Annotated in this window: 23 protein-coding genes and 1 pseudogene; 15 read left to right on the plus strand and 9 right to left on the minus strand. The window is 51.8% G+C overall.

The genetic code is table 11. The features are described from left to right. Nucleotides 1-451: 451 nt before the first annotated feature. The 4 genes from I2D94_RS00005 to I2D94_RS00020 form a co-directional block, all read right to left on the minus strand. Complete coding sequence (locus I2D94_RS00005; RefSeq protein ID WP_195395165.1) at nucleotides 452-976, minus strand: signal peptidase II; 525 nt, start codon at nucleotides 974-976, stop codon at nucleotides 452-454. An 80-nt stretch (nucleotides 977-1056) separates the two neighbouring features. Further along, the gene (locus tag I2D94_RS00010; RefSeq protein ID WP_229056697.1) at nucleotides 1057-1413 is read right to left on the minus strand and encodes a hypothetical protein; all 357 of its coding nucleotides are present in this window, start codon (nucleotides 1411-1413) and stop codon (nucleotides 1057-1059) included. Further along, entirely contained in the window at nucleotides 1407-2318 is a 912-nt protein-coding gene (locus I2D94_RS00015; RefSeq protein ID WP_195395166.1) for an AEC family transporter, read from the minus strand. The genes I2D94_RS00010 and I2D94_RS00015 overlap by 7 nt, the downstream gene beginning before the upstream one ends. Nucleotides 2319-2548: 230 nt before the next feature. After that, nucleotides 2549-4468, minus strand: a complete 1920-nt coding sequence (locus I2D94_RS00020; RefSeq protein ID WP_195395167.1) for a sensor domain-containing diguanylate cyclase — start codon at nucleotides 4466-4468, stop codon at nucleotides 2549-2551. Between the two features lie 440 nt (nucleotides 4469-4908). Between I2D94_RS00020 and I2D94_RS00025 the strand changes: the two genes are divergently transcribed. The 14 genes and pseudogenes from I2D94_RS00025 (at nucleotide 4909) to I2D94_RS00090 (ending at nucleotide 19566) form a co-directional block, all read left to right on the plus strand. Further along, a complete protein-coding gene (locus tag I2D94_RS00025) occupies nucleotides 4909-6291 on the plus strand; it encodes a Xaa-Pro peptidase family protein (protein ID WP_195395168.1) in 1383 nt (460 codons plus the stop codon). A 111-nt stretch (nucleotides 6292-6402) separates the two neighbouring features. After that, complete coding sequence (locus tag I2D94_RS00030) at nucleotides 6403-7848, plus strand: M81 family metallopeptidase (RefSeq protein ID WP_195395169.1); 1446 nt, start codon at nucleotides 6403-6405, stop codon at nucleotides 7846-7848. A 461-nt stretch (nucleotides 7849-8309) separates the two neighbouring features. Then, nucleotides 8310-9101, plus strand: a complete 792-nt coding sequence (locus I2D94_RS00035; protein ID WP_072683168.1) for a MurR/RpiR family transcriptional regulator — start codon at nucleotides 8310-8312, stop codon at nucleotides 9099-9101. Nucleotides 9102-9145: 44 nt separating this feature from the next. Beyond that, on the plus strand, nucleotides 9146-10621 hold the full coding sequence (locus I2D94_RS00040) for a glycoside hydrolase family 1 protein (RefSeq protein ID WP_195395170.1): 1476 nt from the start codon (nucleotides 9146-9148) through the stop codon (nucleotides 10619-10621). Next, nucleotides 10618-12480 (plus strand): glucose PTS transporter subunit IIA, encoded by a 1863-nt coding sequence (locus I2D94_RS00045; RefSeq protein ID WP_195395171.1) that lies wholly within the window; start codon nucleotides 10618-10620, stop codon nucleotides 12478-12480. Before I2D94_RS00040 ends, I2D94_RS00045 begins: the two co-directional genes overlap by 4 nt. A 114-nt stretch (nucleotides 12481-12594) precedes the next feature. Continuing rightward, on the plus strand, nucleotides 12595-13866 hold the full coding sequence (locus tag I2D94_RS00050) for a hypothetical protein (protein WP_195395172.1): 1272 nt from the start codon (nucleotides 12595-12597) through the stop codon (nucleotides 13864-13866). Between the two features lie 75 nt (nucleotides 13867-13941). Beyond that, nucleotides 13942-14772 carry an HAD family hydrolase gene (locus I2D94_RS00055; RefSeq protein WP_195395173.1) on the plus strand — a complete coding sequence of 277 codons (831 nt, stop codon included), beginning with the start codon at nucleotides 13942-13944 and terminating at the stop codon, nucleotides 14770-14772. Beyond that, nucleotides 14769-15458 carry a YitT family protein gene (locus I2D94_RS00060; protein WP_195395174.1) on the plus strand — a complete coding sequence of 230 codons (690 nt, stop codon included), beginning with the start codon at nucleotides 14769-14771 and terminating at the stop codon, nucleotides 15456-15458. Before I2D94_RS00055 ends, I2D94_RS00060 begins: the two co-directional genes overlap by 4 nt. 227 nt (nucleotides 15459-15685) lie before the next feature. Beyond that, on the plus strand, nucleotides 15686-16747 hold the full coding sequence (locus I2D94_RS00065) for a helix-turn-helix transcriptional regulator (RefSeq protein WP_195395175.1): 1062 nt from the start codon (nucleotides 15686-15688) through the stop codon (nucleotides 16745-16747). Nucleotides 16748-16952: 205 nt separating this feature from the next. Next, on the plus strand, nucleotides 16953-17489 hold the full coding sequence (locus tag I2D94_RS00070; RefSeq protein WP_083538376.1) for an HdeD family acid-resistance protein: 537 nt from the start codon (nucleotides 16953-16955) through the stop codon (nucleotides 17487-17489). Between the two features lie 123 nt (nucleotides 17490-17612). Further along, nucleotides 17613-17792, plus strand: a complete 180-nt coding sequence (locus tag I2D94_RS00075; RefSeq protein WP_195395176.1) for a hypothetical protein — start codon at nucleotides 17613-17615, stop codon at nucleotides 17790-17792. A gap of 48 nt (nucleotides 17793-17840) precedes the next feature. Beyond that, a complete protein-coding gene (locus tag I2D94_RS00080; RefSeq protein ID WP_072683176.1) occupies nucleotides 17841-18131 on the plus strand; it encodes a helix-turn-helix transcriptional regulator in 291 nt (96 codons plus the stop codon). A gap of 76 nt (nucleotides 18132-18207) precedes the next feature. Continuing rightward, a pseudogene (locus I2D94_RS00085) lies at nucleotides 18208-19220 on the plus strand (permease). Nucleotides 19221-19233: 13 nt separating this feature from the next. Then, nucleotides 19234-19566: a thioredoxin family protein gene (locus tag I2D94_RS00090; RefSeq protein WP_195395177.1), complete on the plus strand. Its 333-nt coding sequence runs from the start codon at nucleotides 19234-19236 to the stop codon at nucleotides 19564-19566. Between the two features lie 66 nt (nucleotides 19567-19632). On the opposite strand, the gene I2D94_RS00095 is transcribed toward I2D94_RS00090, so the two are convergent. The 5 genes from I2D94_RS00095 to I2D94_RS00115 all read right to left on the minus strand — a co-directional run bounded on the left by I2D94_RS00095 (nucleotide 19633) and on the right by I2D94_RS00115 (nucleotide 23948). Next, on the minus strand, nucleotides 19633-20301 hold the full coding sequence (locus I2D94_RS00095; protein WP_072683179.1) for a transcriptional regulator: 669 nt from the start codon (nucleotides 20299-20301) through the stop codon (nucleotides 19633-19635). Nucleotides 20302-20336: 35 nt separating this feature from the next. Then, nucleotides 20337-20831 (minus strand): PTS glucose transporter subunit IIA, encoded by a 495-nt coding sequence (locus I2D94_RS00100; RefSeq protein WP_195395178.1) that lies wholly within the window; start codon nucleotides 20829-20831, stop codon nucleotides 20337-20339. Next, nucleotides 20824-22035 carry a pyridoxal phosphate-dependent aminotransferase gene (locus I2D94_RS00105; RefSeq protein WP_195395179.1) on the minus strand — a complete coding sequence of 404 codons (1212 nt, stop codon included), beginning with the start codon at nucleotides 22033-22035 and terminating at the stop codon, nucleotides 20824-20826. The genes I2D94_RS00100 and I2D94_RS00105 overlap by 8 nt, the downstream gene beginning before the upstream one ends. A gap of 148 nt (nucleotides 22036-22183) precedes the next feature. Beyond that, complete coding sequence (locus I2D94_RS00110) at nucleotides 22184-23560, minus strand: PTS transporter subunit EIIC (protein ID WP_195395180.1); 1377 nt, start codon at nucleotides 23558-23560, stop codon at nucleotides 22184-22186. Nucleotides 23561-23573: 13 nt separating this feature from the next. Next, nucleotides 23574-23948, minus strand: coding sequence for a RidA family protein (locus tag I2D94_RS00115; RefSeq protein WP_195395181.1), 375 nt, complete (start codon nucleotides 23946-23948; stop codon nucleotides 23574-23576). Between the two features lie 172 nt (nucleotides 23949-24120). Here I2D94_RS00115 and I2D94_RS00120 point away from each other — a divergent pair, with 172 nt between their 5' ends. After that, nucleotides 24121-25572: a glycoside hydrolase family 1 protein gene (locus I2D94_RS00120; protein ID WP_195395182.1), complete on the plus strand. Its 1452-nt coding sequence runs from the start codon at nucleotides 24121-24123 to the stop codon at nucleotides 25570-25572. Nucleotides 25573-25597: the final 25 nt, after the last annotated feature.

Genomic DNA, 25597 nt, shown 5'->3' on the forward strand with positions numbered 1-25597 from the left:
GAAATGAAGATGAGGATCTTTTAAATTGAGAACAGATACGATAGAATGAGTAATGGACATAGTGAGATTTCCTTTCTGTAATTTGTGGTGATTTTATTGTAACGGAAATTCTTACCTATGTCTCTTTTTTTTATGCTCAAGAAAAAAAGGCGTTGGTTTCTACCAACACCAAAATTTATAGAACCGAAATCAGAAGATCTGAGCGGACAGCGTGTCTGCGCAGGTCTTTTTGATAAAGTGAATAAGATGATTTTCTCCCTGAATATTGGGCTTATCCAATTTGCGGAGCCGATTGTCTGTATGTCAGCTTGATTGACCATTTGTGTTTAAATCTGATTTGATTCCGTGTTCCACTCATTCAACTGGGATTTCCGAATGTCTTATGTTTCTAACGATATAGCCCATAATTAGTTCTCCAGCTTTTAATTTATCCATTTTTGAAACTGGATTTTTACAATTTAAACTTATTGCAGCAAAAACGTAGATACTCTTTTACTGATATTTCCTGACGATGTAAAATTCCAAGAATAACAAATAGAATTTCTGCTATCGTAATATAACAGTCTTTCAAATCAAAAATAAAGAAGTTGGGAATTTGTAGAAAATCTAAGCTTCCACCCCAAAACAGCTTATCAATCAGACTGCACAAGCATCCAGCTAAGCCGAAAATCAGTATCATTTTTACTGGGAAACTAGTATTTTCTATTTTTCTCTTATACAATAAATAGCCCGATATCAAGATCCCTAAAGCAAAAACATTTAGAAGAATCGTTACGAAGGAGTCTGATAATAGTTCAATAAAATTTCCAAAATAAGATAAACGTGTATTTAATACCGGATTAAACCTGAGGATTCCAGAAAGGATATCGAATTCATACTGCATGAATCCTCTTGATATCGTTATTTTTACAGTTTGATCTATCAGAATGAAAAATAATATGGGAATGATAAAAAGCTTAAACTTTTTAATAAACATGACCTCCCTTCAAATTCATATTTTTCTATCTGACAAGCCCAATTTATCGTTTTACAACTACTGTGATAAGGCATACAGCTTCATCGTACGGATTGAGGATGCCTAGGCTCAGAACCTTTTTTACAAATAGGACAAGTTCCTTTTCTTAAACCTGCTTCTTTTCCATCAAAAATGGCTTTTCCATGTCCGGATAATATGAAGTTCATATTCTTGCTTGTTTCATGCGTATTCTGGTCAATAGAATCGCCGATATGAATAACACAGGAAATGTTCCCTTGTTCATCCCTATCCATTTTTGCGGTCATCATCCCTGTTTCGTTATTCATGCCCTGACGGGTAATGTCTTTCCTCGCATTAAAATCGAAATACCCTATTTTCTCTCCGGATTTCAATTTATTTCCAGAATCCAGCTTAGCGAAAACAGCGGCGTTTACCAAATCATTTCCGAGATAAACAAGACCAGCGGCAGGGTGAACAGACTGAGAAGTGTGGAAAGACTGACAATCTGTGCGCCTAATGTAATATCCTGATCAAACATCTGGGCAAAAACCGGAGCCAGCACTGCGGAGGGAGCCGCGGCAGAAATGAGAATGACCGTGCGGATCGTGGCATAGGATTCAGGAATGAAGCAAAACGCTGCCAATAAAAGCGCGGGGATCAACGCCAGGCGGGCAAAGCTGACGCGATAGGCCGTTTTGTTTTTGAACATGTGGACGAGCGGACTTTTTGCCAGATATGCTCCTAACACCAACATGGCCAACGGCGTGTTCAGGGATCCCAGCGACTCTATGGCTTCCATAAAAGGCGGCGACGGTTTCACTGTCAGGAAAATGACGACGCCCAGGATCATGGCCCAGATGCAGGGGTTCGTCACGATTTTTCTGATCGTGATGTTTTCTTTCTTTCCCGACATCACAACAACGCCATACGTCCAGGCGTACAAATAGAAGCAGACGATAAACGGGGCGAGATAGAATACCGCTTCAATCCCCAATAAGCCGGTGACTAACGGAATCCCCAGAAAACCGGCGTTGGAAAACACCAGCGAGAATTTTTCAACCCGTTCCTCTGGCTTGAAAAGAAGCTGAGCGATGAGGATGTTGGCGGCGTATACCGCGAGACTTAACAGGAAAGCGAACATTAATCCTTGTAATTTCTCTGCTGAATATTCCTGATTGAAAGAAGTCACAATCGTGCAGGGAGTAGCGACCATTAAGAGAATATTGGATAACCGGGCGGTCGTGTCGTCGTTGATCGTTTTCTTTCGATACAACTGATAGCCGACGGCCATCATCAGGAACATTTTAATGATTTGATTGAGGATTGTAATCGCTGATTCCATGGTAGCCTCCCTGTGCTGAATTTTCACTAAGGACATTATACAGGGTTTCACAGGGAATAGGAAATGAAGTCAGAAAATTGCGGCAACTGAAAGATGCAGAGTAATCGGTCTGCGGACTCGCCGGGTCAAACAGGATGAGAAAGTTTCGTCTGTTCTTGGAAGGTTCAATAATCTAATCTGAAAAAGGAATTCCGCCTGGGGAATTCCCGGATCTTTGTTTGAGCACACCGTTACGGCTTTAACGTGTAATTGTTGCGGCCGTTTTTCTTGGACATATAGAGGGCGGAGTCCGCTTTCTGATATAACGATTCAAAATCCTGTGCTTCCCGCGCCGTCAGCGCAACGCCGATGCTGGCGCTGACATCCCAGCTGTTTCCCAAAGCCATGTGCGTATAGTACAGCGCTTTTAACAACCGCTGAGCTCTGTTCTTTACCCAGGCGATATCCGGCGCCGGAATGAAGACCGCGAATTCATCGCCGCCGATCCGGCCGATGATATCCTGTTCGCGGAACTGAGCGCGCAGCACGGCCGCAAATTTTTCTATCACCGAATCACCGAAGGCATGACCATACAGATCATTTGCCTGCTTGAACGTATCAATATCCAGAATGAAGAAAGCGTACAGCTGATCCGGTTTCTCTTTCAATAAATGTTCGATGTGCCGCCGGGTGGCTGTCTTTGTCAGCAGGCCGGTCATTTCATCCAGCTGCGCCAGTTCCTGCAGCCGGTTCTCCTGCCGTTTTTCAGCGTCGATGTTTTGCCGGTAGGTCAGCATGTGCAGCGAACCGTCGCTCTTCTGTGCAATGATCCGGGCAGTGATCCGCATCCAGAAATAATCGCCGCCGGTGGACATCAAGAATTCATATTTTAACGTGTCCTGCCCTGCTTCATACGCCTTGATGACATTTTCCGGCTTAAAGGTGTCGATATAACCCTGCCGGTATTCCTCTTTGATCTGTTTTTCCGCTACAATTTTTAATGCTTCGTCATACGGCGTGTTGGCTTCTGCGCCCAGACTCATGAAATATTGAACCGTCGCTTCATTCGCCGGCCGGTTGCGTGTAATGTCCAGTTCATAAATGTCGTCGAATAACTCCTCGGTCGCCTTTTTGAAGATGGATCGTTTTTCCTGCTCCATGGATTGCGTCAGCGCGACGATCTGGCGGTTAAAGCTGCGGATGACGCGGGTGATGACGATCAGGATGAAGATGATGATCATCAGGATGATCAAAGCCGAGCGCAGCATCTCCTGCCTAAGCTCAGCCAGAAACTTGCCGGTATCCTGCCGGACGACCAGATGCCAGTCCAGCTCGGGAATATAACGGGTGATCAGGTAATCTTCACCGGAACGCCGTCCATCCTGCGCGGTCCAGAAGCTGTCGGCGGCTTCGCCTTTATTCCAGATCAATAACGATTGCCGGATATCCTGCGGATAATCGAAAAGTGAAAAGAAATTGACCTTTTCATAGCCGGTATAATGCGATGCGATCTCGATCATGCCGTTTTGATCAACCAGATAGGCTTCAACATTGTACTGATTTTCATATTCCTGAATCAGCGCCTGCAGCGAATCAATCTGCAAGCCGACGCCGACCGTGCCCAAAAGCGTGCCGTCATCCTCCTGGATGCTGCAATTAATGAAGACCGTAATCTTATTATTCGCTCCGGCGACTTCATCGTTATCCACATTGATCCAGTAATCCTGATATAAACTTAAGGAATCATAATACCAGTCATTTTCCGGATTTTCCGGCTCCAGCGTCCGATCCAAACCCTCAAAATTGTAATAGCGATGGGTCGCAGATGAAACGAGAAAAACGGAATCGTAGTTGTATTTTATCCGATAGCTGTTGAGATACTCGCGCAGTGTCTCAATATACTCGGAACTGTCCAGATTTTCCTGTTCCTGCAAGAGCGTTGTGCGAAGCAGGCTGTCGTTGGCCATGGTCAGCGAGATGTTGACCGGTTTGGTAAACAGTGTTGTGAGCTGGTAATAGATTCCTTCGGAGGTAAGACTGGAAACCTGTTCAATGTTATCCAGCGAAACGGTGTAATTCATCTGATAACTCAGGAAGGCCGTTATTAAAAAGCCGATCACGATGATCAGGCACACCAGCAAGTTTGTGCGGATCAGAATATTTTTCTTCATCGAAGTCACCCCTTATTCAGAGAAAAAGCAAATCCCCCTTTGCTTTCTTCTGCTCTGGTATGTTCAAAAAAACGTCTGAGGGTCGCAACCGGGAGGCAGGCCGCAGCCAGAGGATTGAATTCTATTTTTATTGTATGGGGAATCGTTGGGGAATACAAATCTTTTTTCCAACATTGGCTCTTTGCCGACCAAACTTAATTCTGGATCAGAAGCGTGTGAAAGAGAAAAAAACGGCTGGAAATGTTGCCGGTCTGCCGGCGGATTCGGTTTTACGCGGCGAGGCAGTGAGGAAAAGGCGCAGAGAACATGAAATTTTGTCAGGAGCGAAAATTGTCCCGCGTTGCCTCTGTCGGGATGCTATAATCGGAATAACAAAATCCGCAGCCGGTTCTGGCCAGCCCTGCCGGCATTGGATAAGTTTATCTTCAGGGAGGAAAAATATGACACGAAAAGTAATCTGGGACAGCGCGCCTGTTCCGCGGTTTCATCAACAACGCCAGCCGGTCTTCTTGAGCGATCAGACGATGCGGGAGCGGCGGGATAAAATTCTGGCCCGGATGGCAGAGCATCAGCTTGACTGTCTGGCGGTTTACTGTGATCTGGAACATGGTTCCAACTTTGAGTATTTAACCGGTTTTCTGACCCGCTTTGAGGAGTCGATGCTGCTGCTGTTCAAGACTGGCCAAGCGGTCTTGCTGCTGGGAAATGAAAATACGAAAATGGTCAACTATTCGCGGATTCCGGCGACGATGCTGCATGTTCCGTTTTTCTCACTGCCGAATCAGCCGATGACGGATGACGGCCGTCTGTGCGATTTTTTCACGCAGGCCGGGATTGAATCCGGCATGAAGGTCGGCGTGGCCGGCTGGAAGCTGTTCACCAGCCAGACAGAGGAAAACAGCACGCTGTTTGACGTGCCATCGTTCATCGTCGAGGCTTTGCGTCAGGCCGGGGGCCGGCTGATCAACGCCACGGGGTTGTTTATTGATCCGCGTAACGGCGCGCGGATCACGAACAACGCCAACGAACTGATCCATTATGAATACGGTGCTTCGCTGGCTTCCGACTGTGTGCTGAGGGCGATGGAAGCATTAGCCCCGGGAAAGACCGAGCTGGAAATCGGCTCGCTGATGAACGCCGAAGGACAGCGCCCGAGCGTCGTAACGATCTTTTCCACCGGCGACCGCTTTGAAAAAGCAAATCTGTATCCCCGCGGCAAAGCGATCCAACTTGGCGATAAGCTGTCGTTAACGACCGGGTACAAGGGCGGACTGACCAGCCGGGCCGGCTATGCCGTCAGCGATCCGTCGCAGCTGCCGGAAGGCGCGCAGGATTATCTGGAAAAGCTGGCCATGCCCTATTATGCCGCCGTCGCGGAATGGCTGGAAACGCTGAAGGTCGGCCTTTTGGGCGGCGAGCTGTACGAGTGTATCGAAAGGGTATTGCCTAAGGCGCAGTATCACTGGTCGCTGAATCCGGGACATTTGAGCGCGGATGAGGAATGGCTCTGTTCGCCGATCACCCCGGGGTCCACGATTCCGTTAGTCAGCGGGATGCTTTTCCAGATCGACATCATTCCGTCGCTGCAAGGCTATGGGGGAACCGGAGCGGAAAGCACCGTGGCTTTGGCGGATGAGGCTTTGCGCCGTCAGATCGAGAAAGAAGATCCGATTTTGTGGGATACAATCCGCCAACGCCGGGCTTATATTCAAAAGGAGCTGGGCATTATCTTACATGAAGACGTGCTGCCGATGTGCGATACCGTGGCGTACTACCGGCCGCTGATGCTTAACCGTCAAAAGGTTCTGAAAATAAAGCGCTGAGCTTTCCGTTCTTTCTTTTATGGAAAAAAGTTGAGGGTCAATTTCTGACCCCCTTTCTTTTTTCAGGATGCGTATACTTGGGGTAAATAAACGAAGAAAGGGGTTCACCACATGAAAGTATTAATTGGCGGCTTTGTCGCCGAATCCAACGCCCGCGTGAAAAAACCGTGCGCGCTGCAGGATTTTATGATGAAAACCGGCGATGACGTCGTCGACGCGCTGTATGTCCGCGATTTGTTTGAGGAAGCCGGAATCGAAGTCATTCCGACGATTTACGCAGACGGTCGGGCTGGGGGCCGCGTCACCCGGGAAGCGTTCGACTTCATTCTTGAACAATTCCTGAACGGCGTGCGCGAACACATCGACGAGATTGACGGGATGTTTTTCTTCCTGCATGGCGCTAGCAATGTCCTCGGATTGGAAGGGGGCAGCGGCGAGCATACGATCATCCGCGAAATCCGCAAGCTTGTCGGACCTTACCTGCCGATCGCAATGGTCATGGATCCGCACGGCAATCTGTCGCAGGAACAGGCCGACAACTGCCAGATTATCCGCACTTTCCGGCATTCGCCGCATACCGACCGGCCGGATTGTCACCGGCTGGTAGCGAAGCTGTTTATCGACTTACTGAACAACCGCCGCGATATTCATCCGGTGTACCGCAAGGTTCCGATTTTAGTCGGCGGGGAGCGCAGTGTTTCACTGGATGAGCCGATGGTTTCCATCAACAAGCTGCTCGATGAAATAGAGGCCGATCCGCGGATTCTGTGCTGTTCCTATCATATCGGCTATGTGCGCCATGACAACGCCAAATGCGGCGCCAGCGTCATCGTCGTTCCGCAGACAGAGAACGATCGGGCGTATGCGGAAGAAAAAGCCGATCAGATCGCGGCCTTTGCCTGGAGCAAGCGCCGGGAGTTCCATTTCACCGGCAACGCGCTGGAGCCGGAAGACGCCTTCCAACAGGCGGTTGACTATCCTCAATCCCCGGTCGTCATCACCGATTCCGGAGATAACTGCACCGCCGGCGGTCCGGGCTGCAACACAACGATATTAAAGCAATGCCTGGCCGCCGAAGATCTGCATGGCAAGCGGATTGTGTTCGCCTGCATCGCGGACGCGGAAACCGCCCTGGCTTTGAAAGACAAACAGCCGGGTACCCATGTCAGCGTCGAGCTGGGCGCGAATCTGGATGAATTGTCGGCGAAGGTGCATCTGGAAGGCACCGTCAAAGCCACCGGCGAGCTGCATCACCACTATGGCGAAACGCTGTCCGTCGGCACCTGCACGACGATCACGCTGGACGGCACGGCGATCGACGTGATCATCGCGGAAAAAGCCGTTTCTTTCGCGGAAGATCAACAATATACCGCGGCCGGTCTGAATCTGTTTGATTATGATCTGATCATCGTCAAGCAGGGTTACATTTACCCGCGCTTAAAGGAACTGGCGAAGTTCAGCGTGATGTCGCTGACCGACGGTGCGACGAACCAGTGCACGGAAAAGATCCAGTACCGCACGATTCTGCGCCCGATGTATCCGATCGACAACATTTAGACCTTGCCATGTGATCCAAAGCCCTGAGTGCGCTGACTTTCATCTGACAAAAAATTCCACTGATCCTGCTTTCTGTCTGTATCTGAGGCGAAAAGCAGGCTCTATTGACTCCCTTTTACGGACTGCGGTGTGATCGCCGCGGTTCTTTTTTTGCTGTTATCCCGCTTCGCTGGCCGCAAAGCTCATCCCCGCCTTCTGCTTTTTCGCTTTTTTCCTTTTATTTCTTCTTTTTCCGGGTTGACAACGATAAAAATACTGCCGTACATTCAAGGGTGCAGAAACCTGTTTTCCCCGGCCTTTTTCCAATTTGACTGTAAGCGCTTGATCTCCTTTAACAAAAGCGGATTTCCGGGCATAGATTCAGGGTCGATTTCTGAACCCCAAAACGATGGAAGCGCATGCTAAGATGAAGGCGACAACAGTGGTAAACAGGATTCAATAGAACAGAGAGGAACCTAGGTATGAAGATCAATCGGCTCAGTTTGCTGAACTCCTTGTTTAACGTGCTGAATGAAAACAATCAGGGAGATCCCTATTTCATTCTCGCTGAATATTTTCTCGAGCACTATCATGAATTGTCGAGGCTCAATATTTATGACGTGGCCGCCGACTGTTTTGTGTCCCGTTCCAGTATCCGCCGGTTCTGTCAGGCGATCGGGTATGAGAACTTCGTCGCGTTTAAAGATGAATTCGCCCAGTACGACGATCAGCGGGCAAGCTTTCAGAAGCATGCCGGACGGGAGAACTACCGCGAAACCCTGACGCAGGAAATTAACGCGATGATCGCCGAGCTGGATCAGCGCATGAACACGGCGGAAGTCGAGCGGCTGGCCGAACGGATTCACGACGCCCGCGAGGTCGTCTTTCTGACCTCCAGTGTCGGCGCGACCTCGGTCGCTCAGTTCCAGCATTCGATGATCTTTCAGAACAAGGTCATCCGGATGGTTTCCGATATGTATGAGAATATTGATTTCGTAAAGCATTTGCAGAAAGAGGATCTGCTTCTGGTGATTTCCGGATCCGGACTGTTCGCCGCCGCTTCGCGCGATTACCTGCGGGACAATCCGGCGTATAAAATCCTCTTTACGCTCAACCGCAGCCATGACTTCGACGACGTCTATGATACGATCTATCATCTGAGCGCCGCCGACCGGTCGCAGGAAGCGAAATCCGTCTATTATACCTATGGAACGATCTATGTGCTGGATGTGCTGTACAGCGTCTACGTCAGAAAATATGGAGACTCTCAATAAGCGCCGCCAATCCGCATTGCGGAAGGGGCAAAGGAGAGAAAACAATGGACTACGGACGAGATCCAATTTTTCCGGAGGGCTTTCTGTGGGGAGCGTCCTCTGCGGCCTGGCAGGTTGAAGGCGGGGTCGCCGAAGGCGGCCGCACACCGGCCATCATCGACCTCAACAGTAAGACGAAAAAACCTTATGCTGACAATTCAATCGCCGCCGATCATTACCACCACTGGAAAGAAGACGTACAGCTGATGGCGGAGTGCGGCTTCACCTCTTACCGCTTTTCGCTTGCCTGGCCGCGGATCATTCCCGCTTCCGAAGGCAAGGTCAATCCGGAAGGTATTCAATTTTACAACGATTTGATCGACGAGCTGCTCGCGCACAACATCACGCCGATCGTCACCCTGTACCACTACGACATGCCGGTATGGGTGGACGAGCTGGGCGGCTGGCGCGACCGGCGGGTGATTGAGCTGTTCGACCACTACGTCCGCGTCTGCTTCGAGGCGTTCGGCGACCGCGTTAAATACTGGCTGTCGATCAACGAACAGAACATGCAGATCGTCTACGGCAAGTGGCTGGGGCTGGACAAGGGCTGCGCCGATTGGGAAAAAGACAAGTGGCGGATTAACCACATCATGAACCTGTGCCATGCCAAGGCTGTGATCGCCTGCCATGAATTAGTCGAGGGCGGCAAGATCGGGCCGGTGCCGGGCTATGTCCCGATCTACCCGGAAAGCTGCAAGCCGCTGGATCAGATCGCAGCGATGAACGCCGAAGAACTGACGGAAAAAATCTGGAACGACTTGTATGCGTTCCGCGAATACAGCGGATTTGTCAAACAGTATTGGAAGCTGCACGACATCGATCCGGATATCCGGCCGGGGGATATGGAACTGATCGGTCAGGCGAAAATTGATTACTTCGCCCTCAACTGTTACCGTTCCAACGTCGCGAAGCATTGCCCGAAGGAGGAAAGCTACCTGGAGCTGGCGCTGAATAAAGAAGGTAAAAAAGGTCAGTTCGTCTATCCGAAATTTCCGGGTGAATATGCTCTGGCGCCGAACCCTTACGTTGAAACGACGGACTGGGATTGGGAAATCGACCCGGTTGCGATGCGGTATATGCTAAGGTATGTCTGGGATCATTACCGCCTGCCGATGATGATCACGGAAAACGGACTGGGCGCGCACGAACAGGTCGGCCCGGACGGCCAGGTGCACGATGCGAACCGGATCGCCTTCCTGCGCGATCAGATCTATCAGGTCGGTCTGGCGATTGAAGACGGGTGCGAGGTGATCGGCTATAATCCCTGGTCGTTTACCGATCTGTTAAGCACCGGCAACGGAATGGCGAAGCGCTATGGTCTGGTTTATATCAACACGACAGACGAGGAAACGCTGGATCTGCGCCGCATTCCGAAGGATTCCTTCTATTGGTATTCCCGTCTGATCCGCTCCAACGGCCGCGATTGGGGAAGGCCGGCAACAAAAGAAACAAACAGAAACGAGGAGAAGAACGCATGAAGGGCAACGCTCAGGAAAAGAAAATGATCGACGAGATCGTCCGGCTGGTCGGCGGGACGGAAAATATCAACACGGCGATGCATTGTTCCACCCGCATCCGCTTTACGCTCAAAGAGGAAAAGAAAGCCGACGTGAACGCCTTGGAAAACGTCGAGGGTGTTTTGGGGGCACAGTGGAAAGCAGGACAGCTGCAGGTCATCATCGGCCAGAAAGTCGGCCGCATCTATGAAATGATGATCGAACAATATCCGATGACCTCAGGTGGCGAGGTACCAGATGATTTCGGGGAAAAGAACGAAGATAAGAAGAAATTCAGCTTCAGCGCGATCCTGGATTTCCTGGCCGGCTGCCTGGCGCCATGTCTGCCGTGCATTCTGGGCGGCGGCTTGTTAAAGGGCTTCATCTCGCTGTTCGTGATGATGAAGGTATTGACCTCCGGCAGCGATATGCATACGTTCTTAAGCATTATATCGGACGTTCCATTCTACTTCCTGCCGTTCTTGCTGGCCAATTCCAGCGCGAAGAAGTTCAACACGGATGCGTTCATGGCGATGGCGGTCGCGGGCATGTTGATGTATCCGACGGTAATCAACAATGCCGGCACGGCGATCCATTTGCTTGGATTCCCGGTGACCTACGCGAAATATTCCGGATCTGTCATTCCGATTATCCTGTCGGTCTGGGTGCTGAAATATGTCTACAAGGGCGTCAACAAGGTCATTCCGGATTTCTTGCGGATGTTGTTCGCACCGATCTGCGTGTTTATCATCATGGGCTTTGTCGCCCTGGGCATCACCGGGCCGATCGGCTACTACCTGTCCAGCTATGTCGCAATGGCGGTCAACTGGCTGTTTGACTTCTCACCGATCGTCGCGGGCTTCATCGTCGGTTTTACGCGTCAGTTCATCGTCTTCACCGGCATGCATCTGTCCCTGACGGCGATCATCCTGTCCAACCTGGAAGTGTATGGCCGGGATCCGCTGATCGCGATCTACGGGATTTCCGCACTGGCAGTTGCGGGTGCAGCTTTTGGAGCTTTCCTCCGGCTGAAGAATAAAAACAACAAGGAAATTGCGCTGTCAGCGGGGATCTCCGCTATCTTAGGCATCACGGAGCCAGGCCTGTACGGCGTGCTGGTCCGCTTCAAGTGGCCGTTTATGGCGGCTTCCATCGCCAGCGGCGTCGGCGGAGCGTTGAGCGCCATCTTAGGCGGCTATGGTTATGTCGTTTCCACTCCGTCAGTGATTTCCTTAGCGATCTTCGGCGATACGATGCTGGTCGTGGCGTTATGCTACGCGGTGGCGTTTGTGATCGCGCTGGTGCTGACGTATATCAAACCGTTTGACGAGAATGTGGAAAAGAACGAGCGGGCGATTCAGGCCGAGAAGAAGGCCGTCTTAAAGATCAAGTCGGAACCGACGGCGGTGGTCGCTCCGGTGGACGGCGAACTGATTGCCTTGAGCCAGGTCGACGATAAGACCTTTGCCAGCGGGGTTGTCGGCGAAGGCATGGCTGTGATTCCTGCCGATGGGAAGTTAACGGCTCCGGTCAGCGGCACGGTGGCGATGGTCTTCCCCACGCAGCACGCAATCGGCTTTACAACCGATAACGGCGAGGAGATCTTAATGCACATCGGGTTGGACACCGTTAGTATGAAGGGCGAAGGCTTTGCGATCCATGTAAAAGAAGGTCAGCACGTCGCCGTGGGCGAAGTGATCGGCAGCTTTGATCCGGAGCTTGTCAAAGCCCGGGGACTGGATCCGGTCGTTCTCGTCATCGCGACGAAGAAGGATGGCGTGCTTGCGTGCAAGGCTTTGGGCGAGGTCAAAGCCGGAAGCAACATCTATACGATCGGCTGATTCCTTTGAATCAAATATCCAATTCTTAACATGTCAAGGGCGAAAAAGGAACCGCAGAGGCGCGTTCCTCGTTTGCCTTGCCCGGCATCATTCACAATTAAAGGAGGCGCTTGGATGAAAGCGGCATATACGCGGGAAATCATCAACCCGACTCTTCCCTGCAAAATGGAAGGCTACAACGAAGCACGGTTTTGCTTCAACCAGACGGCGCAGCAGAAACAGGTCAGCGGTGAAGGGCTGCGGACGGCCTGCGGTCTGCGCGACGATCTGCTTCTGGATACGCTGATTTTACAAGCCGGCGAAACGATGGTGTTTTTTACGCTGGATATCGCGATTGCCGAGCAGCAGTTTACCGACGCCTGCCGCAAGGCGGTCAGCGAAGCCTGCGGCTTGGACGTGTCGCATATCTGCGTCAGCTGTTCGCATACCCATAACAGTCCGGTGGTGTCCCATGGCATGAACAAAGAACTGGATCCGGATCTGGAGTATTGGGAGCTGATTCAGGATAAAATGATCTTTTCCGCGAAATGGGCGCTGCGGCATCTGCGCGAGGCACAGGCGACGCTCGATCAGGTTACGATCAACGGCTTTTATAACAACCGCAACCGGCCCGGCGAGGAATACAACGACCGCTGCGAGATCCTGACGCTGCGGACTGTGGACGGCCTGCCGCTGGTGCAGCTGCTGAACCTGGCGTGTCATCCGACGATTCTGGGCGCGCAGAACCTGTATATCACCGCTGATTTCTTCGGCGTGCTCCGCCGCAGCGTGCAGGGAGCGACAGGCATGCCGGTCATGATTTTCAACGGTGAAGCCGGCGACGTCAGTCCGCGGTTGATGAAAAAGGGTGTGGATTGGAATGAATGTCTTCGCTATGGCGAAGGCATTGCGGCCCAGCTCATCGACCCCAAGCATCCTCATCCGCTGACCGTGGAGAAAATGGACGTCCGGTCAGTGAAGATGACGATCGACTACAATCCGCAGACCAACGAATACCTGCTGGAAAAACAGCGGGAACTCAAGGCGGAGCTGGAAACGCTCGATCCGGACAGCGACCGGGCGCACCGGATTACCGCGTGCTATCTGCGCGATGTCGAGGACAAGCTGGCGCAGACGCATTTGCATTACGAGCCGGAATGTCTGATTGTGGATTTCGGCAGCTTCCGAATCGTGACGGTGCCGTGCGAAATCGACACGGTGCTGGGCAAACGGATCCGCGAATACGATGGCAAACCGACGCTTTTGTGCGCGTATGCCAACGGCTTTCATTACTATGCCGTCAACAAGCAGGAATATGGGATTGTGTTTGAATCGTTCAACACGTATTTCCCATACGGCGCAGCCGACGAGATGGTCGATCTGATTCTGACTCAGCTTCAAGCGTAAATTGGAAAAAAATAAAATTTTGAAAGTGGCGCGCAGTCGTCATTTTCTTCTGGAACGAAAGGGGGCATCACGGCGATGATCAAGCTGATTGCGACGGATCTGGACGGGACGCTGTGCAACGCGAATCATTGTCTGGATCAGACGATTGCGGAGTATATAAAGAAGCTGTCGGCGCGTCGGATCGAATGGGTGCTGGCGAGCGGCCGGGCGATGGAAATTGTCGAACCGTTGTTTGCGAAGTACGCCTTCCGCTGTCCGGTGATCGCCTTAAACGGCGCGCTGATTTACGACCGTGAGGGAAAGCTGACGCAGCGCTGGCCGATGAAGACCCAACAGGCGCAGGACATGCTTCACGAAATTCAAAAGCGGGGAGTTCTGGCTGTTGCGTCGATGGAAAAGGGAAATTGGTGCAGCGATCCGCAAGCCTATCGGCAGCGGATGGAAACGTTAGTCAGGCGGATGCCGGATCCGGCGCTGTTCGCGCAGGAACATGGCTTTCTGAGTCTGACGGACACGCCGCTGGAACAGCTGGGCGCTTGTTATAAAATTGAAATTTATGATTCCCGGCCGGCGTTGGCGGATTGGGCGCGGGCTGCGGCAGACTTCAAGGTCAGCGTCGTTCACGGGGATGTGATTGAAATGACGGACAGCGCCGTTTCCAAAGCGGCGGCGCTGCGGCAGCTTTGCGAATCGCGGCGCCTGGCGAACGAGGAAGTGCTGTGCTTCGGCGACAGCGAGAATGATTTGGAAATGCTGCAGGAATTCCGCTACGGACACATCATGCGCAACGCAGAGGAACCGCTGTTGGCGCAGGTCAATCACATCGCGCCGGCGAATACGGCCTATGGCGTGCTGCGGGTGATTGAAAATTACACCGGGATTCCCATCGGAAAGGAACAAGCATGAAAACAAAGACTTTAAAAGGCTTACAGCTGATTGAAATGGTACTGGGCGTAGCGATCACGGCGCTGGGCCTGTCGTTTATGATGAAGTCCGGACTGGGCCAGACGGCTGTTGTGGCATTCACGCAGAATCTGGCGTTTCTGACCCGGCTGAAAAGCGGTACGTTGATCATTATCTTTAACTGCAGCTGCGTCCTGATTCAGATTTTAATTCAACGGCGGCAGTTTCCCAAGCTGCAGCTGCTGCAGGTGCTGGTCGCCTGGCTGCAGGGACAGATCGTCAACGTGTTCTGTTATGATCTGCCGGGCTTCTCAACCTGGATTCCGGGCAGCTACGGCGTCCAGTGGCTGGCGATGATTGCCGGGATTCTGTTGGCGTCGTACGGCGTGGCGGTGATGATGACGGCGGATTTAATCCGGCATCCGTTTGAACAGCTGGTCATGGTGCTGTCCCAGCGGTGGGCCATCCCGTTCAGTGTTCTGCGCAGCCGGGCGGATATGCTTTTCATCGGACTCAGCCTGGTTTTGATCGTAATTTTCCATCTGGAATTGACGACCTTACGTGAGGGGACCTGGGTCTCGATGTTGTTACTGGGCCGGTCGATGGCGTTCACGTTTCCGGCAGCCCGGAAATGTTCCGGCTATTGCCAGCTGAAAGAACGCGTCACGGCGTCGGTTTCTCTGGATTAACCGGTTATCCGCAGAAGACATGACCAATCTTACGAATAAGCTTCACCTGTCGATCAGGTCTGCGAGCCCTTGTGCCTGCGGATCTGATTTTTTGTTTAACTGACAGTTAAAAAAATTAACAAAAACCTTCTTTCCATTCAGTTGTACAAGCGTTGGGCAGCTGTTAAGATAAACTTGGAAAAAGCTTTTTCTTAACGATCCGCAAACGACATGAAAGGAGATTCATGATGAAGATGAACGAAGTGATCCGCCAGCGCCGCAAGGAGCTGGGGCTGACGCAGGACCGCGTCGCCGAACTGCTGGGGGTTTCCGCCCCGGCTGTCAACAAATGGGAAAACGGCAACAGCTATCCCGACATCACGCTTTTGCCGCCGTTAGCCCGGTTGTTAAAAACAGATTTGAACACATTGCTTTCCTTTCAAGACGAGCTGACAGACTTGGAAGTTGCCAACCTGATGAACGAAGTCGCGGAGCAGGTGAAAAACGGCGATCTGGAAGCCGCCTTTGAAATGGCGCGGGACAGGATCCGGGAATATCCTAACTGCATGACGCTGATCTACGGCATGGCGACGATGATTAAAGGCTCCGTTACGATGACCCGGCCGGAAGACGCCTCGCGGTATAAGGCGCAGGCTGACGATTGGCTGCGGTTATGTGCAAAGGGGGAAAACCGGCATGTCCGGGAATCTGCGATCGTGATGTTGTTTTCCGACGCTCTGGAGCGGAAAGCGCTGGACGAAGCCCGGACACTGCTCGATCAGCTGCCCGAACCGCTGGCCGTGGATAAGCAGCAGCTGAAAATCAACCTGCATCTTGCCAGCGGCGAGGAAGAAAAGGCAATGGATCTCATGGAACGCCAGCTGTTAAAGACCGCGAACAACCTGATTACACAGCTGAGTAATTTAATGGATCTCAGCTGGAAGCAGGGGCAGGGCGAGCGGGCTGAGCGCTATGGCGAGCTGTCGCGCCAAACCGCGGAACAGTTTGATCTGATGCCTTACGATCACGCGATCGCTGATTTCCTGCTGGCATTACAAAAGAAGGAGGCGAAGCCGTGTCTGGACGCTCTGCAGCGCATGCTGGAAGCGCTCAAACAGCCGTGGGATCCGTCGATTTCCCCGCTCTATCCGCATATTAAAAACACCAATGACGTGGGCACGTTCAACACCATTTTAATAAGCTCGCTGCTCAAAGAACTGCAGCGGGATGAGAAGCTGGCTTTCTTGCGGGAAGATCCGGCGTATGCGGAATTTGTTTCCCGCTATTTAACCCCGGATGATCCGGCCTGAGTGCTCTGTAAAAAAGCATGAATATCAGCGGTCTGCTTGAAAAAGGCCATTTCAGATTGCCATGGCGCCCTGCAGCTTTGACAATCTCGGCGGATTGTTTCAGATTTCGACAGATTTCCGCGGCTGTCTATTCCTTTGGAAAGAAAAAGGATTAAGATGTAGGTGTAATCAGAACATGGGTCTGATGCAAAAAAAGGGAGTGGACATGATGAAGAATTCAATGACTCGGATTTTGTGGTTTATCGCAGGGATTCTGTTGATCCTTTCCGGCTGTACGCTGTTGTTTAATCCCGATGCGTCGCTGATCTCCATGGCTGGCATGATCGGGTTTGTCATCCTGCTGAGCGGTATTTTCGACCTGACGATTTATTTTGTATTTCATAATCTGATGCTGGGTTCCGGCTGGCAGCTGCTGGACGGAATTCTCGGCGTATTGGTCGGCTTTATGTTTCTGGGCAACAGCGTGCTGGTCGCGTCGGTGCTGCCGTATATCTTCGGTATGTGGATCATGTTCTCCGGCCTGTCCAAGCTGGTCGGCGGCTTTGATCTGAAAAAGCTGAACTTTGACGGCTGGGGCTGGCTGGTTTTGATCGGCGCGGCGATGACGATTCTGGGCTTGCTGACGTTCTTCAAGCCGATGATCGGCACGGTGGCTCTGTCGGCCCTCTTCGCGATTGCTCTGATCGTCGAAGGCGCGCATGCCTTATTACGCGGGATTTATTACCAACGCTTCTGGCTGTAACTTTCGAAGATCAGCACAGAAAAATCAAAACGGGAACGCCGCACAGGGAAAATGAACACCCCGATACCGGCACTCCCGTTTTTTTTTGATCTGGCTTTTACGCAGAAAGAAAAATCCATATAAATGAAGAAAATCTCCGAACCCAAAGGCCCCGGAGAATTTATTGTTCTGCCTGCTGTGCAGAGGCAGGCCAACTGTGCTTTTGAAGATATCCCGCAGATTGGCGAGTTTGTCTGCCGCGTCCTGATTGTTGATATCATATCAAAAAAAATTGATCTGAAGATTGACAAATTCAGTGTTTGACTGTATGATCAAAATACATCAAAAAAATTTGATATGAGGAGGGAAACGATGGAGGAATATTCCAGCGACACCAAAATCTTTAAAGCGTTTTGCGATGCAAACCGGCTGAAAATTCTGGAGCTGCTCAAAGATGGCGAAAAATGCGCCTGCCGGCTGATCGAGATTCTGGATATCCGCCAGTCAGCGTTATCCTATCATATGAAGATTCTGTGTGATTCGGGCATTGTCGTCAGCCGTCAGGATGGAAAATGGACGCATTACCGGCTAAACGAGGAAGGCATTGAACACGCTGTGCGTAGACTGTCTTTCCTGACAGGCCGAAAAACAGACGAAATGTAGAAGTCATCGGCGGATGACTTTTAAAAAATTTCAACATATCAAAATATTTTGATCTGAAAGAGGAAGGAAGTGCAAAATGGAGTTCTTACAAAATCTTTTGTCGCTGATTCAGGATCAGATTCTGGGAATGCGGTGCTGAATCAGGGGATTGGCTTGCTTTTGGAAAAATTGGGTTTGGATGTGACCTCAAGATGGGGCGGGAGCGTTCACTTCTTTCTGTATGACGTGATTAAAATCACGGTGCTGCTGTGCCTGCTGATCTTGTTGATTTCTTATATTCAAAGCTATTTCCCGCCGGAGCGCAGCCGGAAAATCCTGACGCGCTTTCATGGCGTCGGAGCGAATCTGATCGCCGCGCTGCTGGGCACGGTGACGCCGTTTTGTTCCTGTTCGTCGATTCCGCTTTTTATTGGCTTTACCAGCGCGGGGCTGCCGTTAGGCGTGACGTTTTCATTTCTGATTTCATCGCCGATGGTGGATTTGGGAAGTCTGGTTTTATTAATGAGTATCTTCGGTGCGAAGATTGCGGTGCTGTATGTAATCATTGGTTTAGTGATCGCAGTTGCGGGCGGAACCTTGATTGAAAAGCTGCAGCTTGAGGATCAGGTCGAGGACTTCATCCGTTCAGCCCGGACCGGGGCTGTGGAGGATGTCGTCATGACTCGGAAAGACCGGCTGACTTATGCCCGCCAACAGGTTCAGGAAACATTAAGCAAGGTGTTTCCTTATATTCTGGTCGGCGTCGGCGTCGGCGCGGTGATTCATAACTGGATTCCGGAAGTGTGGATCGAAGCGCTGCTGGGCAGTAAGAATCCGCTGGGCGTCGTGTTGGCGACCTTAGTCGGAGTTCCGATGTACGCCGATATCTTCGGCACGATTCCGGTTGCGGAAGCACTGTTGGCCAAAGGGGCGCAGCTGGGAACGATTCTGGCGTTTATGATGGCGGTGACGACGTTAAGCCTGCCGTCGATGATCATGCTGAAAAAAGCTGTGAAACCGAAATTGCTGGCGGTGTTCATTGCCGTCTGCACGATTGGAATTATTCTGGTCGGTTATCTGTTCAACGGCTTTCAGGGATTTTTAATCTAAGGAGGAAAAAGCAATGCGGATTTTTGGAAAACAAACGACCGGGAAGGCTTGCGGCTGTCAAACACCTTCCATCAAAGCGGCAGCGGTGAATTCGAACGAAGAGGAGGCCGGGATTAAAATTCTAGGTTCCGGCTGCGCGAAATGCGCCGCGCTGGAAAAGGCAGTCAGAACGGCTGCGGAAGAGCTGAAGCTGAACTGGCCGATCGCGCATGTGACGGACTGGATTGAGATTGCCGCCTATGGCGTAATGAGCACGCCGGCGCTGGTTGTGAAGGGGAAAGTCGTTTCTTATGGCAAAGTGCTGAGCGTCGATGAAGCGAAGACCCTGCTGAAACAATCCTGCTGATAACGCGGCTTCGCTCATACCAATCTGAAAAAATCTCCGGAGAACGCAGGCTTCCCGGAGATTTTCTTATTTGTTATTCTGTTTGTTGCGCAAGTGCATGTAGACGGTGTTCTTGGAAATATCCAGCAGATTGGCGACCTTGATCACCGCATCCTTGATGTTGAAAATCCCGTAATCATCCAATCCCATCACGATCATTTTGTTTTTATTCGACGGCGCGATGGACGAATCGTTCATCACCCGCTCGCGGACGCTGCGCAGCGTCGATTCGATCAGCTCGTCGGAATTGTCCGCAAAGTTTTCCATCGCCGGCTGGCCTAATAACCCCGGCGTCTGCGGGACTAACGTCTTTACGAAATCATTCAGCGAGGTGTTCATATACAAATTCATGCAAAGCAGGCCGATGATCTTCCGCTTTTCCCCGCGGATCGCAATCGTCGTTGATTTGAGCGGTTCGCCTTTTTTGTTCGTGCTGAAATAGGTGATATAATCCTTATTCGTATTTTCGATCTTTTCCAGCATGTTTAACGCCAGATCGGTGATCGGCGCGCCGATCTTTCTTCCGGTATGCGATCCATTGATGATGTTGATTACGGAATGCTCGTAATTTTCCAAGGAGTGCAGGACAATTTCATACCCTTCCCCCAGATAACAGGCCAGTCCTTCGATCATGTTGGAATAGGAGTTCAGAATTTCCTGATCTACCAGGGTCAGGTCGACAGATTGATAAGCCATAGTCTTTCCTCTTTTCTTCCATTTATTGTAAACGATCAACCCCGGTTCTGGCTATACGTAAGTACGCTTGTTTTTCCAGCTTTGACATTTTCCGCCGTGATGAAGCGGGTGATTGAGAACTGCGCTCCGTTGGTGATCACGCAGGGAATCGCCATATCATACCCTTTCGCCTGCAGCGCTTCCCGATCGAAGTGAATCAAGGTCGTGCCGGGCTTCACTTTATCGCCTTCGCGGACGAAGCATTCGAAGCCCTTGCCCTTTTCGTTCACGGTGTCCATGCCGATGTGAATCAGAAATTCCAGACCGTCCTCCGCGCGCAGACCAATCGCGTGCAGCGTCGGGAAGACCATCAGCACCGTGCCCTTAAACGGCGCGACGATATATTCTCCAGAAGGCATGACCGCGAAGCCGTCACCCATCATTTTCTGGCTGAACGTTGTGTCCTGCACCTGCTCGAGCGGAACGATCCGGCCGTCGCAGGGAGCCAGCACCGTCGGCTCGGTTTCTTTCTTTCTCAACAAATTAAACATGGTTTTCCTCCTGCCACTGAATCAGCGCGGCCTTGATTCGTTCTAAAGCGGCGATCACCTTGGCGTCGTCCCGGTACACGCCCAGCACGATGCGCAGATGACCTTCCCCGCCCGGGCCGTAGTTTTTCCCATCGTTGACGGCGACTTGAGCGTGCTTCACCAGATACTGCACGATCTGCGAGGAATCGCCCAACCGGGACACGTCCACCCAGCACAAGAAGCCGGACTGCGGCAGATCGGCGTGCACGTTGGGGATGGAGTTGAGAATCTTTTCCGCGGCATGCCGGCGGACGTCGAACGCCCGTTCAAATTCCTGCATAAACGACGGATCCTCTAAAGCGGCGATCAGTGCTTTCTGGCAGGCGGTGTTGGTTGCGCCCAAAACGGAAACCGCATTGGCATACAGCGAATCCATGATCTCATCACCGCAGACCAGATAACCGACGCGCAAACCGCTCAGGCCCATGCCCTTGGAAAAGGAGAAGACCGTCACGGTGCGCTCAAACATACCGTTCATCGCGGCCGGGGTGATCATTTCGTTCTCGTAACAGAAATCTTCAAACGCCTGGTCGCAGACCAGAATCAGGTCGTGGCGGAGCACAAAGTCCCGCAGAATTTCCAGCGACTGCCGGTTATAAACGGTGGTTGTCGGATTGTTCGGATGGGTCAGCACGATCATTTTTGTTTTTTCGCTGACGTTTTGTTCCAGCAGCTCCGCTTCCAGCTGATAGCCGGTTTCCGGATGCAGCGGAACCGGAACGACACGCCCGCCCATAATTTCAATGTTCAGCGTGTTGTTGGGATAGCTGGGCGAGGGAATCAGAACTTCATCGCCGTCCTCAATAAACGGCAGGATCGCGAAGTACAGGCCGCTGTCCGAGCCGGGCGTGATCAGGATGTTGCGCTCAGGATCGACAAGCAGGTGATTCTTTGTTTTCAGTTTTTCTGCGATTTTTGCTTTCAGCTGGGAGGAACCGATCGGCGCGGTGTAGTGCGGCGCGGACGGATGCCGGATCGCGTCGATCAACGCCTGCTCGACGTGCTTGGGCATGGAGGCGTCCGGCATAAACGGATCAGCCCAGCCCATTAACGCAACGCCCTGCTTTTCCATTTCCTGATAGGCGCTGCCGACGTCTGCCTTTTCCACAGCGGTAAACAAACCGCCCTCGGCTTTGCGGAAAGCCGGAATCATTTTCTCTTTCATCGTGTTGTATCCTTTCTATGAAACAGGGGCTGCCTGGCGCAGCCCTGTTCTTATCATCCATTGTAGACTATGTCCCTTTTTCCAAGGGAGCGGCAAGCTGAACCACCGGCGTGGGAGGGACCGACAGTTCAGCGGAAAGGGGATGGACTCAGCGGTTTTCGTCGAAGCCGAAGACGACTGTCAGCACCGCGGAAACGATAAACGAGATCGCAAACGCCGCCATGACCAGCCAGACATTGCTCGGATTGTCGCCGATGAACATCGCAAAGTTCAGGAACGACGGGCCGCCCATCGCATAGGCTTTCAAAGCGAAGAAGGAAGCGAATGCACCGCCGCAGGCGCCGCCGATGGCCGCAGCCATAAACGGTTTCTTAAACTTGAAGTTGATGCCGTAGATCGCCGGTTCGGTAACGCCGGTCACCGCGGCGATCGTGGCGGATGCCGCAATCGTTTTGGTCTTCGGGTTCTTGGATTTCAGCCAGACGCCGAATGCCGCGCCGGCCTGCGCCATGTTCGCAGACCCGCTGGCTGGCGAAATATAATTGAAGCCCTGCGTCGTGATGCCCTGTACCAAAACCGGAACCATGCCGTGGTGAATGCCCAGGACAACCATCGCAGAGTAGATGCCGCCATAGATCAGACCGGCGAAGACGCCGCCTTTTTCAAACAGAACGGTCACAACCGCCGCCAGCTGCAGGCCTACCCAGTTGGCGACCGGCCCGATTGTCATCAAGGCGATCGGCGTCGCGATTAACATCGTTAAGCACGGAACCAGAATGATCTTCAGCGCGCCCGGAATGAATTTGTCGATCATGCGTTCAACCCAGGAAGCAAACCAGATTGCAAAGACCATCGGCAGCACAGAGGACGAATAATTAACAACCGTGAACGGAATTGCCAGGAAGGAGAACGTCGTCGTACCTTCCGCGATTAAGCCGGCCCAGCTGCCCGACATCATCGCTGCGCAGATCGTCAGCGCGACGAACTGGTTCATCTTGAACTGCTTTGCCGCGGAAGCCGCTAACAAGAACGGCAGGAAGGTAAAGATTCCGTTGGCGATTGTGTTGATCACAAAGTAGGTATTGCCGGAGCTGTCCAGACCGAATACGACAGCGATCGTCAGAATGGCGCGGACTAAGCCGGCGCCGGCCAGTGCGGGAACGATGGGATTGAAGATGCCCGCAATCGTTTCAAAGAATCCAGTTAAAAGATTCCCCTTCTTCTTTTTCAGATCGGATTTGACGTCGTCAAGATTTTCTTCAACCGCCGCTTCTTCGGAAAGACCGGTGAATTCGATGAAATCCTTATACACGTTGGCAACGTCGGTGCCGATGACGATCTGCGTCTGTTTCCCCTTGTTGACGACGCCCATCACGCCATCGACCTGATTGAGCGCCGCTTCATCAACCAGCGAGGTATCCTTTAAGTTCAGGCGCAGGCGGGTCATGCAGTGAGCCGCGGTGGCAATGTTGGCGGTGCCGCCGACATGCTTGAGGATGTTTTCGACCAGTTGTTTGTTTTTCATTCTGTTTTCCTCCTTATTTATGCGCTAGTATTTCGACTTCACACAAGACGCCCTTGGGAATCTCCCGCACAGCGACGCAGGAGCGGGCCGGGCAATGGGTGAAGGTTTCGCCATAGATCTGATTGAACGCCGCGAAATCGTTCATGTCCGCCAAGAAGCATGTCGTTTTCACAACGTCGCTGATGGTCATGTCCGCCGCTTCCAGAATCGCCTGAATGTTTTTCATCACCTGCCGGGTCTGGCTTTCAATCGTGTCGCCCGCGATCTCGCCGGTTTCCGGATCAACCGGAATCTGACCGGAAGCGAATAAAAAATCGTTCAGTCGGACAGCCTGGGCATAAGGCCCAATCGCTGCCGGTGCTTTGGGTGTTGCAATCTTTTCTCTCATCTGAATCCCCCTTTTTGGTAAATTAATTTTTACACTTTCAGATTATCACCGAATAATAATTTAGTCAACAACAAATAATGAAATTATTTTTATTGATTTAACCGGTTACATGCTCTATAATGAAAATGTAAATGAAATTTAGTTCAGTAAATTGAAGAAAAGGAGTAAACCAATGAAACAACTGAAAAGCTTTCCGGAAAACTTCTTCTGGGGCGCCGCTTCGGCGGCCAACCAATGCGAAGGGGCCTGGCAGGCCGAGGGCAAGGGCGTCAGTATTTCCGACGTCATGACTAACGGCACGCATAAAGAACCGCGCCGGATCACCCCGGTGATCGACGAAGACCGCTACTTCTATCCAAGTCATGAGGCTGTCGATTTCTATCATCATTATCAAGAGGATATCGCGCTGTGCAAGGAAATGGGCTTCAATATCTTCCGCATGTCCGTCAACTGGACGCGGATTTTCCCCAACGGCAATGAAAGTGAACCCAACGAAGCTGGTCTGGCGTTCTATGACCGCGTGTTCGCCGAGCTGAAAGCGGCGGGGATCGAGCCGCTGGTTACGATCTATCACAATGAAAATCCGTTCGCGCTGACGCAGGAATGCAACGGCTGGGCCGACCGGCGCTGCATCGACTATTATCTGAATTTCTGCCGGGTTCTGTTTGAGCGATACAAAGACGTCGTCAAATACTGGATTCCGTTTAATGAAATCAACTGCCTGACGACCAAGCTGGGCAACTGGAATCATGCCGGCATCCTCAACGAAGGCACGGAGTTCTTCACCGATCAGGTTGATAACCCGAACCTGCGGTTTGCCGCGCTGCATCATCAGTTTGTCGCCAGCGCCCGGGCGGTGAAGCTGGGCAAAGCGATCAATCCGGATTTCCAGTTCGGCACGATGATCTGCCATATCACGGTGTATCCGCTGACGTGCAATCCGGATGACGTGCTGATGACCCAGCAGGAAGACCTGATGCGCAACTGCTTCAGCGGCGACGTCCAGGTCAAGGGTGTTTATCCTTATTATATTAAGCGATATTTCGAGCGCCAGGGCATCGAGTTTGAGATCACTCAACAGGATTTAAAGGAGCTGCGTGAGGGCACAGTGGATTTCTATTCGTTCAGCTATTACATGTCTAACTGCATCAGCTCGGATCCAACCAGTGCGCAGGTGTCCGGTAATGTTATGGGCGGAGCGAAGAACCCGTATTTAACCGCGACGGAGTGGGACTGGCAGATCGATCCGAAAGGACTGCGCTACACGCTGAACCATATTTATGATCGGTATGGCATTCCAGTCATGGTAACGGAAAACGGTCTGGGCGCCCGCGACACGCTGACGGCGGACGGGAAGATTCATGATGCTTACCGGATTGATTATCTGCGTCAGCACATCGAGCAGATGCGGCTGGCGATCGACGACGGGGTAGAGTTGATCGGCTATACGCCATGGTCGACGATGGATCTGGTCAGCGTGTCTACCGGCGAGATGGAGAAGCGCTATGGATTCATCTATGTCGATAAGGACAACGAAGGCCGCGGCGATCTGAAGCGGTACCGCAAGGACAGCTTCTTCTGGTATAAAAAGGTCATTGAAACCAACGGCGAGGATCTGGATTAAGCTTCGCGATCTATGAAAAAGGAGC

It is taken from the genome of Holdemania sp. 1001302B_160321_E10 (assembly GCF_015552275.1).
GTDB lineage: Bacteria > Bacillota_I > Bacilli_A > Erysipelotrichales > Erysipelotrichaceae > Holdemania.

Bases quoted from the DNA above. Each gene is read 5' to 3' on its own strand.
- I2D94_RS00060 (WP_195395174.1), top strand. From the start codon at position 14,769: ATGAAAACAAAGACTTTAAAAGGCTTACAGCTGATTGAAATGGTACTG.
- I2D94_RS00040 (WP_195395170.1), top strand. From the start codon at position 9,146: ATGGACTACGGACGAGATCCAATTTTTCCGGAGGGCTTTCTGTGGGGA.
- I2D94_RS00050 (WP_195395172.1), top strand. From the start codon at position 12,595: ATGAAAGCGGCATATACGCGGGAAATCATCAACCCGACTCTTCCCTGC.
- I2D94_RS00105 (WP_195395179.1), bottom strand. From the start codon at position 22,035: ATGAAAGAGAAAATGATTCCGGCTTTCCGCAAAGCCGAGGGCGGTTTG.
- I2D94_RS00045 (WP_195395171.1), top strand. From the start codon at position 10,618: ATGAAGGGCAACGCTCAGGAAAAGAAAATGATCGACGAGATCGTCCGG.
- I2D94_RS00115 (WP_195395181.1), bottom strand. From the start codon at position 23,948: ATGAGAGAAAAGATTGCAACACCCAAAGCACCGGCAGCGATTGGGCCT.
- I2D94_RS00070 (WP_083538376.1), top strand. From the start codon at position 16,953: ATGATGAAGAATTCAATGACTCGGATTTTGTGGTTTATCGCAGGGATT.
- I2D94_RS00065 (WP_195395175.1), top strand. From the start codon at position 15,686: ATGAAGATGAACGAAGTGATCCGCCAGCGCCGCAAGGAGCTGGGGCTG.
- I2D94_RS00015 (WP_195395166.1), bottom strand. From the start codon at position 2,318: ATGGAATCAGCGATTACAATCCTCAATCAAATCATTAAAATGTTCCTG.
- I2D94_RS00075 (WP_195395176.1), top strand. From the start codon at position 17,613: ATGAAGAAAATCTCCGAACCCAAAGGCCCCGGAGAATTTATTGTTCTG.
- I2D94_RS00025 (WP_195395168.1), top strand. From the start codon at position 4,909: ATGACACGAAAAGTAATCTGGGACAGCGCGCCTGTTCCGCGGTTTCAT.
- I2D94_RS00100 (WP_195395178.1), bottom strand. From the start codon at position 20,831: ATGTTTAATTTGTTGAGAAAGAAAGAAACCGAGCCGACGGTGCTGGCT.
- I2D94_RS00005 (WP_195395165.1), bottom strand. From the start codon at position 976: ATGTTTATTAAAAAGTTTAAGCTTTTTATCATTCCCATATTATTTTTC.
- I2D94_RS00020 (WP_195395167.1), bottom strand. From the start codon at position 4,468: ATGAAGAAAAATATTCTGATCCGCACAAACTTGCTGGTGTGCCTGATC.
- I2D94_RS00080 (WP_072683176.1), top strand. From the start codon at position 17,841: ATGGAGGAATATTCCAGCGACACCAAAATCTTTAAAGCGTTTTGCGAT.
- I2D94_RS00090 (WP_195395177.1), top strand. From the start codon at position 19,234: ATGCGGATTTTTGGAAAACAAACGACCGGGAAGGCTTGCGGCTGTCAA.
- I2D94_RS00035 (WP_072683168.1), top strand. From the start codon at position 8,310: ATGAAGATCAATCGGCTCAGTTTGCTGAACTCCTTGTTTAACGTGCTG.
- I2D94_RS00095 (WP_072683179.1), bottom strand. From the start codon at position 20,301: ATGGCTTATCAATCTGTCGACCTGACCCTGGTAGATCAGGAAATTCTG.
- I2D94_RS00110 (WP_195395180.1), bottom strand. From the start codon at position 23,560: ATGAAAAACAAACAACTGGTCGAAAACATCCTCAAGCATGTCGGCGGC.
- I2D94_RS00120 (WP_195395182.1), top strand. From the start codon at position 24,121: ATGAAACAACTGAAAAGCTTTCCGGAAAACTTCTTCTGGGGCGCCGCT.
- I2D94_RS00030 (WP_195395169.1), top strand. From the start codon at position 6,403: ATGAAAGTATTAATTGGCGGCTTTGTCGCCGAATCCAACGCCCGCGTG.
- I2D94_RS00055 (WP_195395173.1), top strand. From the start codon at position 13,942: ATGATCAAGCTGATTGCGACGGATCTGGACGGGACGCTGTGCAACGCG.